The organism is Campylobacter peloridis LMG 23910 (assembly GCF_000816785.1).
GTDB lineage: Bacteria > Campylobacterota > Campylobacteria > Campylobacterales > Campylobacteraceae > Campylobacter_D > Campylobacter_D peloridis.
On record NZ_CP007766.1, the window covers coordinates 1,580,946 to 1,596,263 of the forward strand.

Sequence of the window (15,318 nt, forward strand, 5' to 3'; positions counted from 1 at the left end):
TTATCTTCTCTTGTCTAAAATTTTTGCTTGCGTTCTTTTGGCTTTTTTTACAAAAGCTACGCCACCTTCTTCTTGATACTCTTGCAAGTATTTATCTTCTCTTGGAGCTTCGCCTTTACCAACCTCATGATAAATTCTGCTAAAATTTAGCGTATCTTTTTCATCAACAAAGCCTGGATCTCTATTTTCTTCGCCTACTACTTCGCGGTATTCTTTGCCAAAAATTTTATCTATTTCATACCATTTAGCAAATTCATCTCCTTCTAAAGGATAAGTCTTTAAAAAAGGATGATCATACCAATCATCAGGCATTAATAATCTTTTTAAATTCGGATGATTAATGATAAAAATTCCAAACATATCATATATTTCTCTCTCACACCAATTAGCACCCTTAAACACACTCACAACACTTTGGAGTCTTTCTTTTAAACCCACAAAAGTTTTTACCCTTACTCTTAAATTTTTCTCCATATTTAAAAGCTGATAATACACCTTAAAACCTTGCTTTTGAGCAACAAAATCAATCGCACTAATATCATTAAAAGCTTCATAACCCAAGCTTTTAAGCTTACTAAGTATAGCAATATTATCATCTTTATTTATTTCAATCACCCAAAAATCAAGCTCTATAAAAGATTTTTTTAACTCAAATTCTTGGCTTAAAATTTGATGATCACTCTCAAAAACACTACCTTCTATACTTAGCTTTTTAGTTGTAGGTGCATGATAAAACCTATCTTCATAATAATTTTTTAACTGCGCATTTTTTTTATCGCTATATTTTCTCATTATATCAGCCTTTTTGGAGCGATTTTTCTACTTGCTTTTTCTCTGCGAATTCTTTTTTGTAAAATCATCAAAGCAAATTGAAAGGTTTCAGGGCGTGGGGCACAACCTGGCACATAAATATCTACAGGAATTATTCTATCAACCCCTTGAACAGTAGAATAGGTATTAAACATACCACCAGTATTTGCACAAGAACCCATAGAAATCACCCATTTAGGATCAGGCATTTGATCATAAAGCCTTCTTGTAAATTCTGCATGCTTTTTACTTAAAGTTCCTGCTATAATCATCACTTCAGCTTGTCTTGGACTTGCTCTAAAAATCGTTCCAAATCTATCAAAATCATATCTTGCACCACCTGCTGCCATCATTTCAATCGCACAGCAAGCAAGCCCATAAGATAATGCCCACAAAGAATTACTTCTACCCCACTGCACTAATTTATCCACCGTGGTTAAAACAACTGGTGCATTGCTCATTTTTTGATACTCTGCCATGCAAATGCTCCTTTTTTATAAGCGTATAAAAAGCCTATCGCGAGAAGAAAAATAAATATAAATACCTCTATTAAAGCGAAAAAAGATAAGCCATATTTAGAAAGTTCTACACTTAAATCCTTCAAAATAACAGCCCAAGGAAATAAAAACACCACTTCAATATCAAGTAAGATAAATATCAAAGCAAAAACGAAAAATTGAGAATTAATTTTATTTGCTTGCTTAGAAGCCATAGGCCCACACTCATAAATTCCAAGTCCGAGTTTTTTTCTATTATGAGAGGCTAGTTTAGAACCTATTTTTGATGATATATACACTAATGTAAAAAATATAACGCTTGCTATAATAAGCATTGCAAATATACCAAAGTATTGATGCTCTATAGTTGCATGAGTCATAATAAACCTTTTTAAAGCATAATTAAAATTTATTTTACTTTAACTTAGCTATATAAAAACTTATTATTAAAAAAATAATTTTTTTAATATTTCAAAATGAAACAATTTTTATCTTTTATAAAATGATTTTTTTATGGCATATATCTTGTAAGATTTTTTCTTGATGAGAAATAAATATATAAGTAATATCATGCGTTTTTTGAAAAGCATACAAGTAGTTTAAAATTTTATAAGCAGTCACTAAATCAAGCGCTGCTGTGATTTCATCTAAAATAAGTAATTTTGGCTTTAAAAGCAAAGCTCTAATTAAACCTAGTCTTTGACTTTGGCCACCGCTTAATTTAGAGGGTTTTAATTTTAAAATATCCTTTTGAAGCTCAAAAGCATCAAAAAGCTTAAAAAGCTCTTCAAAATCGGGCTTAAGTTTGAAATTTTCATATACATCAAGCAAAAGTTTTTTAGTATTTTTATAAGGATTTAAAGCTAACTTTTGATCTTGAAAAATGTATTGAATTTTTTGGCGTAAATTTCTTTGAGTGTTAAAATCTAAATTCAAAATACTTTCATTTTCAAACAAAACCTCCCCAGTATTTGGGCATTCAAGCATGCAAAGAATTTTAGCTAAGGTGCTTTTACCGCTACCACTTTCCCCACAAAGCAATAAATTTTCATTTTGATTTAAAGAAAAACTCACATTTTTAAAAACGAAAATTTCTTCTTCTTTTAAATACCAATGTTTTTTAAATTTATAAGATTTGCTTAAATTTTTAACTTCTAAAAACATCTTCACTCTCAAAAAAATTTAACAATTCTTTAGCAAAAGCACCTTTTGGCTTGTTTAAAAATTCTTTCATAGGCATTTGATAAATCAAGGTTTTTTCTTCTATAATAGCCACCTCATCGCAAAGTTCTTTAGCTAAATTTACATCATGAGTAATAAAAATAAAATTTTTAAATTGTGCTTTTAGCTCTTTTAAAATAGCAATGATTTTTTCTTCATTAGCCTTATCAAGCGAGCTTGTAATTTCATCACACAATAAATACTTAGCCCCACTTAGCAAAGCTAAAGCTATTTGAATGCGTCTTGCCATACCGCCACTTAGCTGATATATAAAAGAATGCCACAATAAATCATGATTTTTAAGCCCTAAACACTCAAAATAATAAAAAGCTTTTTCTTTGATTTCTTTCGTACTTAAATTAGTATGAGTTTTTAAAACTATATTAAAATAACTCCCTATATCAACAAGAGGATAAAAGCTCCCATAAACATCTTGAAAAAGCAAATTTACCTTAGCTCTTAAGGCATTTAGTTCTTTTTCTTTTAAAGTTAAAACATCTTTTTCATCAATGTGAAATTTTTGTGCGTTTAGTTTATAGTGTTTGTCAAAAAGCTTAATCATACTTTTTAAAAGCAAACTTTTTCCCGCTCCACTCTTACCCATGATAGCCAAAGCTTTACCGCTTTCTAAATTAAGATTTATATCCTTTAATAAAATTTTACCTTTAAAGCTAAGGTTTAAATTTGCAATCTCTATCATGTTTTAATCTCTTCTTGCAAATCATTACCCAAAGCAAGCAAAGGTAAAATAAGCATAAGTATAAAGGCTACTGGAAAAACTATCATCCACCAAAAACCTAAAAACACAGCTTTACTTGCTTCATTTAGCATATTTCCTAAACTTGGAGTCCAAAGCTCTACACCCAAGCCAAAAAAGCTTAAAGTTGCTTCGCTTGTAATAGCATGAGCGATATTTAAAACAAAAAGCACAAAAAGCAAATTCCAACAAGCAGGCAAAAGCTCGCTAAACAAAGCTTTCATCTTGCTAGAGCCTAAAATGATAGCATTTTGATAAAATTCAAGCTTTTGGAATTTATTCAGCTGAGTATCAAGCACTTTTGCCACAAAAGCAAAATGCCCCAAAGCAATGATAAAAATCATACTCCACAAAGATCCTGCCAAAAAGCTTTGAAAAAACATAATCATTAACAAAGAAGGCAATGCCAAAAGCATATCAAGCACCCTAGCAAAAAAAGCATAAGCAAAAAATCTTGTTAAAAACACATAAATACAGGCAAAAAGCACACTAAAAAATGCTGCCATTACCCCAACAAACAAAGAAACACGCAAGGCATATAAAATACGCGTAAAAACATCTCTACCAAGTAAATCTGTGCCAAAAATATGGCTTAAATTTGGAGCTATTTTAGCCTTGCTTAAATCCACTAAATTAGGATCATAAGGGCTTATTAAAGGTGCAAAAAGTGCCAAAATAAAGCTTAGCAAAATCATCATCACGCAAAACTTACGCATTGGCAAACCTTGGATTAATCATTTTGCAAATTAATTCTACAAGCAAATTGACAAACACTACCACCAAAATGCTAAAAATCACCACAGCTAGCACCACAGGATAATCTTTAAACAATATGCTTTTAATCACCAAATTCCCCACACCCTCATAAGAAAACACGCTTTCTACTATATAAGTTCCCATTAAAAAACTCACAAAAGAAGCACCAAAATATGCAAGTATAGAACCAAAAGCATCTTTTAACACAAAGTGCAAATAAATTCTTTTTTTACTAAGTCCTCTTGCAAAAGCACTTTCTATAAAATTTTGGTTTAAACTATCAATCAAACTTGTCCTTATAAAACGCACAAAAATAGCTAAATGCGAAAGCACTAAAGCACACACAGGTAAAAACAAATGCCACAAACGATTAAACACATCATCTTCAAAGCCAATATCTGCAATAGCCGAACTTGGAAAAAGCTTAAAAAATACAGCAAAAACCAAAATAAGCATTAGCGATAAAGAAAAAGCAGGCAATGCAAAAAAACCCATCGTTAAAAAAGTAATAAATTTATCTAAAAAGCTATCTTTATAAAAAACACACAAAAGCGCTAAAACTAAAGATAGCACAAAAAGCACCAAAAAAGCTAAACTTCCAAGTATAAGAGTGTAGGGAAGTTTTTCTTTTAAAATTTCACTAACTTTTTCTCCGCTGATTAAAGAGTAAGAAAAATCACCCTTTAAAGCACTAAAAGCCCAATTTTCATACTGCTTTAATAAAGGTTTATCTAAATTTAAATTACGCTCAATTTCTTCTTTTATTTTAAGGCTAGTTCCTTGAGGTATGCTAGCAAAAACCACACTTGTTTTAGCATGATACATCATCACAAAGCATAAAAAACTTGCAAAAATTATCAAAAAAAACGCCCACAAAAGGCGTTTAAAAATGAGTTTTAGCACTAATTTTTGCTCCACTCATAAGCATTCCAAGTAAAACCTACTCCATGATGTCCTAAAATGTGAGCTTTTATACCTTGGATATTTTTAGCAAAAACTAAAGGATAATCAATATAAGCTATAAATAAAAACGCAGGATCATCTTGCAAAGCATCAATAAATTCTTTATAGTATTTTTTTCTTTCATTTATATCAAGCGAATTTCTAGCTTTTGTTAAAGCCTCATCAACTTTAGCATTTTGATAATGGCCAAAATTCCATCCACTTGAGTTTAAAGCACTATCTTGAGAGCTTGCAAACACTCTAAAAGTATGAAAATCAGGATCATAAGGACTACCCCAACCCACCAAAAAGCTATCAATTTTCGTATAATCAAAACTTCCACTTGGCCTAGCAACTGCTTTTGCTTTTATACCAAGCTTTAAAAACTCACTTTGTAAGATATTTACTAAAGCTACTCTTAATGGATCTTCACTCATAGCATACATTTCAAAGCTAAATTCTTTGCCATTTTTTTCTAAAATGCCGTTTTTATTTTTTACAAAACCTGCTTTTGCTAAAAGCTTATTTGCTTTTTTCACATCATAAGCATAGCTTGCAAATTCTTTAGGATTTGCCCATGATTTTTCTAAAGGATGATTTGCTACCTTTCCAAAAGAATGCAAAAGTGAATTGATAATAGCTTGTTTATCAATAGCATAATTTAACGCTAAGCGCACATTTTGATCTTTTAAAAACTCATGATTAAAATTAAACATCAAAGCACGATAATCAGCCGAAGGCTCTATAAGCATTTTGAAATTTTTATCATTTTCAAAATTTGAAGCTAGTGCAAAATCAATTAAAGCTACATCAATAGAACCATTTTTAAGCTCGATTGCACTAATGCTTGGATCTTTAATATGTTTTAGTATAAGTTTTGGTGTTTTTACCTTAGCTAAATGATAATTTTCATTTGCCTCTAAAATCATGTATTGGCCTTTTTTCCATTGCTTTAGTTTATAAGCACCTGTTCCTATAGGCATTTGGTTAAATTTAGTAGTATTTAAATTTTCTTTTTCAAGCAAGTGCTTTGGTAAAATTCCCACACTCAAAGCATCTAAAAATGCAGGAAAAGGCTTTGAAAGCGTGATGATTAAATGATAATCATCAATGATTTTTACTTCTTTAACCGCGTCAAAATTTACCTTTGAAGGTGAGTTTAATTTCTCATCTTTTAAAGCATTTATGCTAAATTCTACATCTTTAGCACTAAATTTAGCTCCATCATGCCACAATACATCCTTTCTTAGCTCAAACTCATATACCAAACCATCTTTACTAACCTTCCAAGAACTAGCAAGATCAGGTGCTAAGCTCATATTTTCATCAAAACGCGTAAGCCCTGAAAACACAAGAGCAATTGCCACATCATGATCTTCACTAAAAAGCGGATTTACACGCTCTGGTTCATTTTCTACTGCTATGATGATGGTATCTTTTGGCGTAGTAGCAAAAAGATTTAAAGCACAAAAAAGTATGATAAAAAATCTCAACATAAAAGGCCTTTCTTATAAAATAAAGTGAAATTATAACGCTTTTTAATCATAAGCTTTGGTAAAAATTTCATTTTTATCATCAAATAAAAGTTGTAAATATCTCTCATACTGCTTTAATATATCTACGATGATTTCTTGCTCGTTTAAATACTCTATATTATAACCATTACGCGAATCAGCAAAGAAAGTTTGTGGTTCAAAAATAAATTCTTTAGAATAAGTTGGCATAAATTTATCATCGATTATGCTTTGGCTTGCTTGTTTTTTTACCACTTGCACTCCATAGATAAAGTCTTTTGCAAATTCTTTTTTTATAATCAAACTTATGCTTGATTTTTCTTGAACAATTTGTGTTTTTAAGCCATAGTTTTTTAGGCTTTGGCTGAGTGATTCCATAGCATTTTTAACTTTAGTATTTAAGAAATTTTGTATGTCTTGTTCTTTGCTTTGTTTTAAACTTTCTTGCCAAAATTCCCCTGAAAAATACACGCTACTTTGACTAAGTTTAGTTAAAGAGTAATTTACATCTACGATTAAACCTTTAAGCAGTGAAAAACACATCAAACAAAGCAAAAATGCAAAAGGTAAAGCCACTATCATAGTGATACTTAAAATCGCCCCCAAACCACCTGAATACAGCAAAGAAGTAGCTAAAAGTGCAAGCACAAAACCCCAAAGGATATTTTGCCATTTGAATGGCTCATGAGCCCCGCCACTACTTAAAGAATTTAACACAAATATCCCACTATCTGCTGAAGTGATGAAAAACAAAGCTAAAACCAAAAGTGCAAGCAAAGAGCTAAAATAAGAAAAAGAAAAATTTTGTAAAAAATAAAAAAGCAAACTTTCAGGTGCTGAAGTAAAAGGACTTAAGATATCATTAAAATTTAAAGCACTATTACCAAAAATGCTAAACCAAAGTATATTAAAACTAGTAGGCACTACAAGTACACCAAAGATAAATTCTCTTATAGTTCTACCGCGAGAAATCTTAGCGATGAAAAAGCCCACAAAAGGTGACCAACTAAGCCACCAAGCCCAATAATAAATAGTCCAGTTATTAAACCACTCTATGTGTTCTTTTTCATAATAATAAGTCTTAAAACTCAAAGAAATTAAATTTTGCAAATAATTGCCAATATTAGAGCTAAATTGTGAAAGAATTTGAATGGTGTTGGTTGAAAAAAGCACAAAAAGCATTAAACACACTGCAAAAACCAAATTTGCCTCGCTTAAAATTTTTAAACCCTTTGTCAAACCACTAATCGATGAAAGCGTAGCTAAAGAAATGATGATGATTATAATCACGCTTTGCTCTAAAAAGCTTTGTTCGTTTAAAATGCCTAAATTTAAAAAGCCAGCATTAAGCTGAGAAGCACTATAACCAAGCGTAGTGCTAATGCCAAAAACCGTGACAATTAAAGCTAGTATATCAACTAAATTTCCCCAAAAACCATAAATTTTTTCTTTAAGCAAAGGGTAAAAAGCACTACGCAAACTAAGAGGCATTTTATATCTAAAACCAAAATACGCCATAGCCAAAGCACACACCCCATAAATAGCCCATGGGTGAATTCCCCAGTGAAAGATAGTATGTAGCATAGCTTCTTCATCACTTGCTTGTAAGGCTTTTTTATGTATGAGAGGTTCAGCCACACCAAAATACATAAGCCCCACGCCCATGCCCGTAGCAAAAAGCATAGCAAGCCATGAAGTGAATTTAAAGTGAGGTTTTTCATCATCATCGCCGAGCTTGATATCGCCAAATTTTGAAAGTGCAAGTGCTAGCATAAAACACACAAAAAAACTCACGCTTAATATATAAAACCATGAAAAATTTGCAAAAATCCCGCTTTTGATATGATTTATAAAATCATTTGTAAGCTTAGGTAAGAAAATACAACTAAGACTTAAGATGATTATAATGCTAATGCTTGGAATAAAAACTGATTTTTTAAAACTTGTCTTTAGCATGGTGCTCCTTTTTGGATAATTTTCATTATACCATAAGCTAAAAATAAGCAAAATTTAAAAAACAAAAAAATAAAAAGGCTTTAATAAGCCTTTTTATTTAGCTTGGCATTATGGAGTTTTTGCGTGCGGTTTTTTGGAGTGAGAAAAGAACTAAAGCTACAAGTATAAAATACACCACAGATAAACTAAACAGTAAAGGATAAGTAGCGTTGCTGTCTTTTTCTAAAAAGCTTCCAAACACAGGAAGCATTAGACTAGGTTTTACAAGTAGTGCAAAAATGCAAACTATATAAGAAACACCAATGATGATTTTTCTTATAATTTCTTGCTTATCATCAAATAAAATAAATTTCAATGCAAAAAATACAAAAAGACTTATAATAGCAATATGTGTATACAAAGCTACTAAATCTAAAAAATTAAAAATCACATAAAAAAAGCTACCAAAAATATATAAATTAGTAAAAATATTAAAAGAAAGTATCGGTAAAACTATAAATAACAAAATCAATATATAAACAAAATTGTTTTTTATAAATTCATCTAGCTTGCCACTTTCTTTGTTTATATTTAAACCAAAGATATTATAAGTCGTTTTATTGTGTTCTTTAAAGATATAGCTTTCGTTAGTATCTACTTGAACGATGTGATATTTTGCATTATTTTCTATGCTAGGTTGTTTAAATTTATCAAACACAAAAGAAAAAACACTAAAAAGCATGATGATGATAAGTAGATTATGAAATACCTTTAGCAAGTCTGTATGATGATCACAAAGTTTACGATAAAAAATAAGTTGCCATTTGTCTATCCACTCTTTAGAAAATATCTTGGGCTTTTTCTCTTCTAGTTCTATCTCTTTACAATAAAGCTCGTATTTATGAAAACTTGAAGCTTCTAAAAGATTGTTATCTTTTATCAAAGCACTTTTAAAATTTCTAAAAGAATCTCTAAAATCATTTGCAAATTTATCTAAAGATTTTTTATTTTTTTCATTTTTATCTTTATTAAAATCTTCATATTCTTGTTTAATTCTATCTTGCAAATCATCAAAAGTAAAATTTAAATTTGTATTTACAACATTTAAATTTCCTTTGAAAATTACCTGAGAAAAATTTGGAGTTTTATCAAATCTAGCTCCATAAAAACTAGCTGTCTTTTCAAATTCGCACTTATAAAAATCAACACTATCTTTAAAATGAGAATTAATAAAATACGCATTGTTTTTAAAAAAAATACTATAAAAATAACATTTATCATTAAATGTATTTTCATACCAATCAACCTCTTTAATAAAACAATTTTTTACATAAAAATATTTTTCAAATGTATTAAAACTTAAATGCAAATTACATATTTTAGTATTATTTGTAAATTTAACACTTTCTAAAAAATTATTATAATTAAAATGTAAATTTTTAAATTCGCAATTATTAAATTCAATCATTGCTTTATAATCATCTATAGGCTTATAGTTACTTATTGCAAAATCTTTAAAGCAAATATTTTTTAAATCCATTTGCTTAAAATAGCAATTACTAAAATACAAATTTTGTTTAATATGTATTTTTTCTTTGCTTTCGTTTTTAAATTTTATATTAAAACTTTCAAATTTTATTTGAAAATCCATATGAGATAATTTAGATAACATTGTTAAATCTATTGTTAAGTCTAAAATATTTTCTTTATTATTTTTTATGATAAATAAATTTTTATGTTTTTTTATATACTCTTCATTGCTAATTTGAAAATCATCTATATCATCTTCATTTATTTCTTTTATATTATATTCATAAGAACATTTTATAACTTCCTTTAAATTTTCTTTGATTTTTTCAACATCATTTTCTGATAAAGTTAAAAATTTAGAATACATTTTTTATCCTTTTAACTTGGCACTATGGAATTTTTATGTGCGGTTTTTTAAAAAAGAAACAAAATCTTTTCTTAAATCATTTAAATTTTTATATCTATTCTCTATATTTTCATCAGTTGCTTTTTGTAAAAAGTTGCATTTAGCTTTTTCCATATTTGTTTTTCCAGTAGCCACAAAATACAAAACTCTACTTAAAGCATAAATTTCATCACTTGTATCATAGTTTTTAAAACCCTTTTTTTGTAATCTAGAAATTTCATTTAAACTTCCTTTTACTTCTGTATTTTCACTTGTTAATTGACTATCAATCTCTTTTATAAGCCCAAAATCTGAAATTTTTACTACAGGATAAATATCATCGTATATCTTTAATAAAATATTTTTAAAGCTTATATCTCTATGTAATATTTTTTTATTCCATAAAATTTCAATACCTCTAATTATTTGACAACCTAAACTAATTTTTTCATCAATCAAAAGTTTGGAATTATTTTGATTTATATATTTTTCTAAAGTAAAATCAGCATATTCCATAATATATTCATTTCTATCTTTATTTAAAGAATATACTTTTAAAATATAAGGATTGTTTATGCTTTTCATTGTTTCAAATTCTTTTAAAAATCTTTCAATTTCTTTAGCATTTGCTTTTTCATTTAATCTTTTTAAAGCAAAATCACATTGATAAAATTCATCATAATATTTAAATACTTTCGCATAAGAACCGCAACCAATATTTTTTAATTGATGCTCTATATTAGTTTTTGAATTTTTAATAAAATCTGATTTTTTAAATATAGGAATAGTTTTATAAATTTCTATTTTTTCCATTCCAATAGGAATTATACTACCTCCACTACTTTTTAAAAATTTAATACATTCAGTAAAAACATCAGCGTAATATTCATCTATTTCGAAAGACAAACTGCTGTTTTTAAGTTTTTTTTGCAATTCTAATGCTAACTCTATGCTGTGTTTTAATGTTCCACTTTCACCAGCCCAATAGTAATTATCTTCTTCAGTACTAGGAAGACGCGTGTTCATTTTTTGAAAACAAGACATAATTTTTTCATGCAATGTTGAGAAAATTAATTGTAATTTTTCATTATCAAAAATATAATACAAGGCAACATATTCCGCGTTTGTTTGGTATTTAATTTCATCAAAAGCAATCTCTATAGAGTTTATAATTTTATCTTCCATTATTTGCCTTCAATGATTTTTATTTCTTCTTCGTTTAGGTTGTAAAGCTTATAAACGATAGAGTTTATTTTATTTTCTAATTCTTGAGTGTTTGCGTTTTTGTCTTGTTCTTTTAAATTTAAAATCTCATCGACTAGACTTATTAACTCATTTGCTAGTTTTTCATTTTTAGAATTTATTTTTGGTATAGGTAAATTTTCTAAAGCGTGTTTATTATATTGATAACCTTTCATTCCTAATTTACAACCTTGAGAAAAATTTTTATAATAATAAGTAACTAAATTTGAAGATAACAATGCTTGTAAATATTTTAAATTTTCACATATTAGTATAAAAGCTGTTTTTTCTATAAAGAATTTTTGATTATCATAAATAAAATAAGCTCCTTGTGTTGTTTCTGGATATACTATTTTTTCCTTTTCAAATTGCGATAAATAATCTTTGCTTGGATTGTTATCTAATTCAAGCCAATGATGTTGTCCTAAATATGGTTTTTGATCTGTTATAGGCTTATTAGTGCATTGTCCTCTAGCTTGAAGTTTTTCTTTATATTGTTTTAAATGATTATATATAGCAGGATAATCTTTTTCTAAAATTTTATAACTTCCAAATTCAAAAGCTATTATCCAAAGTCCCGCCCACTCATAACTATATCTTTTTATATCGCGTCCGCGTAGCATTTTGCGTATGAGTTTGGCGGTGCGTTCTTTTTCATCTTTATCTTTACATTTAGCTAAAATCTCGTCTTTTTTCTCAGTAGTGATGATAAAGGCTTCATTATAGCCTGTTTTTATGCCATAGTTTATATTAAGCCCATGCCAGTCTTTAAGCGGAGTGCCGTGCTTTTCTATCTTTGCTTTTAGTGCGTTTGTGCTTTCATCGTTAAAAGTAAAGCTTTCTTTGCTTAAAGAACTTTGTGCGATTTTATTAAATTTTAAAATGCTTTCTATATTAAAATCATTTTCTTTTAAAAGCTCGGTGCTTGGGGCTAGGTATTTGAATTTATTATCTTTAGTTTTGGCTTTTTGAAAACTTAGTATAGAAGTATCTACCGTAGCACTTTCAAAGACTTTTATGCTATTTAAGTCTATGTATTCTAAAAGCGTAGTATTTTTAAGCAAAAATTCACGCAAAGGCTCTCCATAACCTGCCCTTGTGTATTTATTTGAAGTGATGAAACTCAATACCCCCCCCCCGTCTCTTAGAGTGTTAAAACCAAGCTCATAAAAATAAGTATAAATGTCGCTTGTGCCTTTATAAACTTTATAATTTTTTGCTAAATTTGGCTTTAACTCTTTGATGTCTTCTTGTCTGATATAAGGTGGATTACCAATGATAAGATCAAAACCTTTGAAATTACCATTTTCATCTAAAATTTCAGGAAATTCAAAACGCCATTCAAAAGGATTTGCACTTTCTAAGTCAAATATACTCTCATAAAGCTTTTTAAGCTTTGCAAATTCTTTTTTAGCCTCATTTTCATCAAAGTCAAATTCAAACATATTTTTAGAAAAAAACGCTCTAAAATTCTCATCTTTTTCATCTTGTGCTAAAAAATCGCCGTATTTTTTAGAGTATTCATTAGTCCCGTTAGTAAGTTGCTTGATCTCTTTAGCAAATTTGTCTTTTAAGCAGAAATTTTTAAAAGAAATTTTTAGATTTTTGATTTCTTTGGCGATGAGAGATTTATCGGTGTAAAAGCCTTCTTTATAATCTTTTACTATGCGTTTGTATTTATCCATGCGTTCTTTGATGTTTGGGTAGTGAGAAAGGCTTTTGTGAATTTCAAAATAGCTTATTAAAGAATTCCCGCATTTTATGTTTATATCGATGTTTGGTAGGGTTTTAAGATCATGATAGTTTGTATCATCAAAGCTTTCATAAAAGCTGTGTTTTAAAAGCTCTATCCAAAGCCTTAGTTTAGTGATTTCGCATGAATTTGGGTTGATATCTACTCCAAAAAGGTTGTTTTCTATGATGTCTTTTTTACGCTCAAAAAGCTCTATTTGGCAAAGATGAATTTTATCTTTGTCAAAATCGGGGCGTTTATACTCTAAAAACTGGCCTTTGTGATTTTGCACTAAAATTTCATCATTTTGCACGCTTAAGTAAAAGTCCTCTTCAAACAAGCCAAGCTCATAATGCACCATAAGCATGGCATTTAAAGCAGAAACCAAAAAATGCCCGCTCCCCACGGCAGGATCGCAAATGCGTATGGAATTTAGCAAGGCTAGTTTTTGCTCTTTAGAGATTTTCTCATGGCGTAGCTGGGTTCTTAGCTCGCTTAAATTTGTGGCATTTAGCTTAAAAGTTTGGTTGAATTTATCTAGCACAACTTTTTCCACACTTGCTTTACACATGTATGAAGTGATAAAGCTTGGCGTATAAAAACTGCCTTCTTTGTAGCCATTTAGTTTTTCAAAGACATTTCCCAAAACACTTGAGTTGATGAGTTCTTTTTGCTTGATGAGTTCTTCGCTTTGCTCATCAGCTCCAAAATCAAAACTATCTAAAAATTCAAACAAATACTCAAGCAAGCTTACTTTGCCTTTTTTGCTTTTGCCTTTATCATCTTTTAATTGTGTGTGCGGGTGGTATTCTAGCAAAACATCGTTTTCTAAAGCGGTGATTTCTATCGTGGTTTTTTCTATAGTTTGTTTTTCAAAAAGCGATGAATTTAAATACGGCAAATAACCAAATTTACTCTGCACTCTTGTGTGTTTTTCTTTAGCCAAAATCTCAAAGAAAAGGTGTGAAAGGGTGTTGAAATTTGGAATTTTTTCAAAATTTAAAAATTTCAAGGTTTTATCATCGTTAAATCTAACTAAATTTGACTCAATGAGCTTTAAAAATAAAATGCGATTTAGCCAAAGTATGATGAATTTTAACACTTCTTCAAAATCATGCTTTGGGAGTTTGCAAGCTATGAGATGATAAAGCGTGCCTTGGGCTTGTTTGCTTTGCTCGCTTTGTGCGATGATGGCTTTTGAGTTTTGCTTAAGCTCTTCTAAACCTAAGATGTATAAAAGCTCTTTATAAAATGCGTTGTTTAGCGAATTTGCATCATTTGGGCTAAATTCATTTAGCAAAAAGTCTTTATGGAAGGTTTTAAAAACGCTTGCTAGATTTTTGAAATTTGACTTTTGCTTGTCTTTTAAAAAGGCTAAGTCGATGAAAAAGCCTTTTAAATTTTCTTTGGAATTTTCTATGAGTTTGCTAGCTTCTTTATAAAATTCATCGGTGTTGCCTTTAAAAAGTGAATTTGGATTTTGAAATTCTTCAAAAAGCTTTTTAAAACTTGTGCTTTTATAAAAAAGCTCTTCAAATTCACTAGCTTTGAAAATGTAAAATTTATAAAAATCTGTGATGATGATAAATTTCAAACTAAAGCTATGCTCTCTGTTTCTAAAATAATACAAAATAGCCTCATGTAAGGCTTTGGAATTTGGTTTTGTGTGGGTGATGAATTCTTTTGAGTTGGGCTTTTTAGCTTCGATGATAACTTCTAAATCTTTACTAAGCTCGTCTTTAGCGATGGCTAAATCAATTTCGCTTTTGCCTTTTTGTTTGGTTTTGATGTGGGTTTTGAAATTTAGCGTGGTTAAAAATGGACTAAGTGCGTTAGCTACTAGGTAGTCTTCATTTTCACTTTGTGAGCTTTCAAGTTTTTCTAAATACTGCATTAAAGCCTTGCTAAAAATGTCAAATTCATTTTGCGTGATTTGCTTTTTGCGGTAGTAGGGGTTGAAAAAATCTTTTTCGTTTAACAAAGTAAAGTGCATTTTT

General features: G+C 29.3%; 12 protein-coding genes. All 12 read right to left on the reverse strand.

Going from position 1 to position 15,318, the window contains the following annotated elements; genetic code table 11:
• The 12 genes from CPEL_RS07770 to CPEL_RS07825 all read right to left on the reverse strand — a co-directional run bounded on the left by CPEL_RS07770 (position 1) and on the right by CPEL_RS07825 (position 15,314).
• Entirely contained in the window at positions 1–792 is a 792-nt protein-coding gene (locus CPEL_RS07770; protein ID WP_044599356.1) for an NADH-quinone oxidoreductase subunit C, read from the reverse strand.
• Positions 792–1,289 (reverse strand): NuoB/complex I 20 kDa subunit family protein, encoded by a 498-nt coding sequence (locus CPEL_RS07775; protein WP_044599357.1) that lies wholly within the window; start codon positions 1,287–1,289, stop codon positions 792–794. Before CPEL_RS07775 ends, CPEL_RS07770 begins: the two co-directional genes overlap by 1 nt.
• Positions 1,268–1,687: an NAD(P)H-quinone oxidoreductase subunit 3 gene (locus tag CPEL_RS07780; RefSeq protein ID WP_044599358.1), complete on the reverse strand. Its 420-nt coding sequence runs from the start codon at positions 1,685–1,687 to the stop codon at positions 1,268–1,270. The genes CPEL_RS07775 and CPEL_RS07780 overlap by 22 nt, the downstream gene beginning before the upstream one ends.
• Positions 1,688–1,802: 115 nt before the next feature.
• Positions 1,803–2,471 carry an ATP-binding cassette domain-containing protein gene (locus CPEL_RS07785; RefSeq protein ID WP_044599359.1) on the reverse strand — a complete coding sequence of 223 codons (669 nt, stop codon included), beginning with the start codon at positions 2,469–2,471 and terminating at the stop codon, positions 1,803–1,805.
• Positions 2,455–3,228: an ATP-binding cassette domain-containing protein gene (locus tag CPEL_RS07790; RefSeq protein WP_044599360.1), complete on the reverse strand. Its 774-nt coding sequence runs from the start codon at positions 3,226–3,228 to the stop codon at positions 2,455–2,457. Before CPEL_RS07790 ends, CPEL_RS07785 begins: the two co-directional genes overlap by 17 nt.
• Complete coding sequence (locus CPEL_RS07795) at positions 3,225–4,001, reverse strand: ABC transporter permease (protein WP_044599361.1); 777 nt, start codon at positions 3,999–4,001, stop codon at positions 3,225–3,227. Before CPEL_RS07795 ends, CPEL_RS07790 begins: the two co-directional genes overlap by 4 nt.
• Positions 3,994–4,932, reverse strand: a complete 939-nt coding sequence (locus CPEL_RS07800; protein WP_044599594.1) for an ABC transporter permease — start codon at positions 4,930–4,932, stop codon at positions 3,994–3,996. Before CPEL_RS07800 ends, CPEL_RS07795 begins: the two co-directional genes overlap by 8 nt.
• An 11-nt stretch (positions 4,933–4,943) precedes the next feature.
• Entirely contained in the window at positions 4,944–6,479 is a 1,536-nt protein-coding gene (locus CPEL_RS07805) for a nickel ABC transporter, periplasmic substrate-binding protein (RefSeq protein WP_044599362.1), read from the reverse strand.
• A 42-nt stretch (positions 6,480–6,521) separates the two neighbouring features.
• Entirely contained in the window at positions 6,522–8,453 is a 1,932-nt protein-coding gene (locus CPEL_RS07810; protein WP_044599363.1) for a BCCT family transporter, read from the reverse strand.
• 97 nt (positions 8,454–8,550) lie between these two features.
• Positions 8,551–10,329 carry a pentapeptide repeat-containing protein gene (locus CPEL_RS07815; protein ID WP_049984607.1) on the reverse strand — a complete coding sequence of 593 codons (1,779 nt, stop codon included), beginning with the start codon at positions 10,327–10,329 and terminating at the stop codon, positions 8,551–8,553.
• A gap of 33 nt (positions 10,330–10,362) precedes the next feature.
• Positions 10,363–11,532: a protein kinase family protein gene (locus tag CPEL_RS07820; RefSeq protein ID WP_044599364.1), complete on the reverse strand. Its 1,170-nt coding sequence runs from the start codon at positions 11,530–11,532 to the stop codon at positions 10,363–10,365.
• On the reverse strand, positions 11,532–15,314 hold the full coding sequence (locus CPEL_RS07825; RefSeq protein WP_044599365.1) for a type IIS restriction/modification enzyme: 3,783 nt from the start codon (positions 15,312–15,314) through the stop codon (positions 11,532–11,534). Before CPEL_RS07825 ends, CPEL_RS07820 begins: the two co-directional genes overlap by 1 nt.
• Positions 15,315–15,318 lie beyond the last annotated feature (4 nt).

Excerpts from the sequence above, each read along its gene's own strand:
- CPEL_RS07810 (WP_044599363.1), bottom strand. The coding sequence starts at position 8,453 with ATGCTAAAGACAAGTTTTAAAAAATCAGTTTTTATTCCAAGCATTAGC.
- CPEL_RS07780 (WP_044599358.1), bottom strand. The coding sequence starts at position 1,687 with ATGACTCATGCAACTATAGAGCATCAATACTTTGGTATATTTGCAATG.
- CPEL_RS07785 (WP_044599359.1), bottom strand. The coding sequence starts at position 2,471 with ATGTTTTTAGAAGTTAAAAATTTAAGCAAATCTTATAAATTTAAAAAA.
- CPEL_RS07775 (WP_044599357.1), bottom strand. The coding sequence starts at position 1,289 with ATGGCAGAGTATCAAAAAATGAGCAATGCACCAGTTGTTTTAACCACG.
- CPEL_RS07770 (WP_044599356.1), bottom strand. The coding sequence starts at position 792 with ATGAGAAAATATAGCGATAAAAAAAATGCGCAGTTAAAAAATTATTAT.
- CPEL_RS07815 (WP_049984607.1), bottom strand. The coding sequence starts at position 10,329 with ATGTATTCTAAATTTTTAACTTTATCAGAAAATGATGTTGAAAAAATC.
- CPEL_RS07820 (WP_044599364.1), bottom strand. The coding sequence starts at position 11,532 with ATGGAAGATAAAATTATAAACTCTATAGAGATTGCTTTTGATGAAATT.
- CPEL_RS07805 (WP_044599362.1), bottom strand. The coding sequence starts at position 6,479 with ATGTTGAGATTTTTTATCATACTTTTTTGTGCTTTAAATCTTTTTGCT.
- CPEL_RS07795 (WP_044599361.1), bottom strand. The coding sequence starts at position 4,001 with ATGCGTAAGTTTTGCGTGATGATGATTTTGCTAAGCTTTATTTTGGCA.
- CPEL_RS07825 (WP_044599365.1), bottom strand. The coding sequence starts at position 15,314 with ATGCACTTTACTTTGTTAAACGAAAAAGATTTTTTCAACCCCTACTAC.
- CPEL_RS07790 (WP_044599360.1), bottom strand. The coding sequence starts at position 3,228 with ATGATAGAGATTGCAAATTTAAACCTTAGCTTTAAAGGTAAAATTTTA.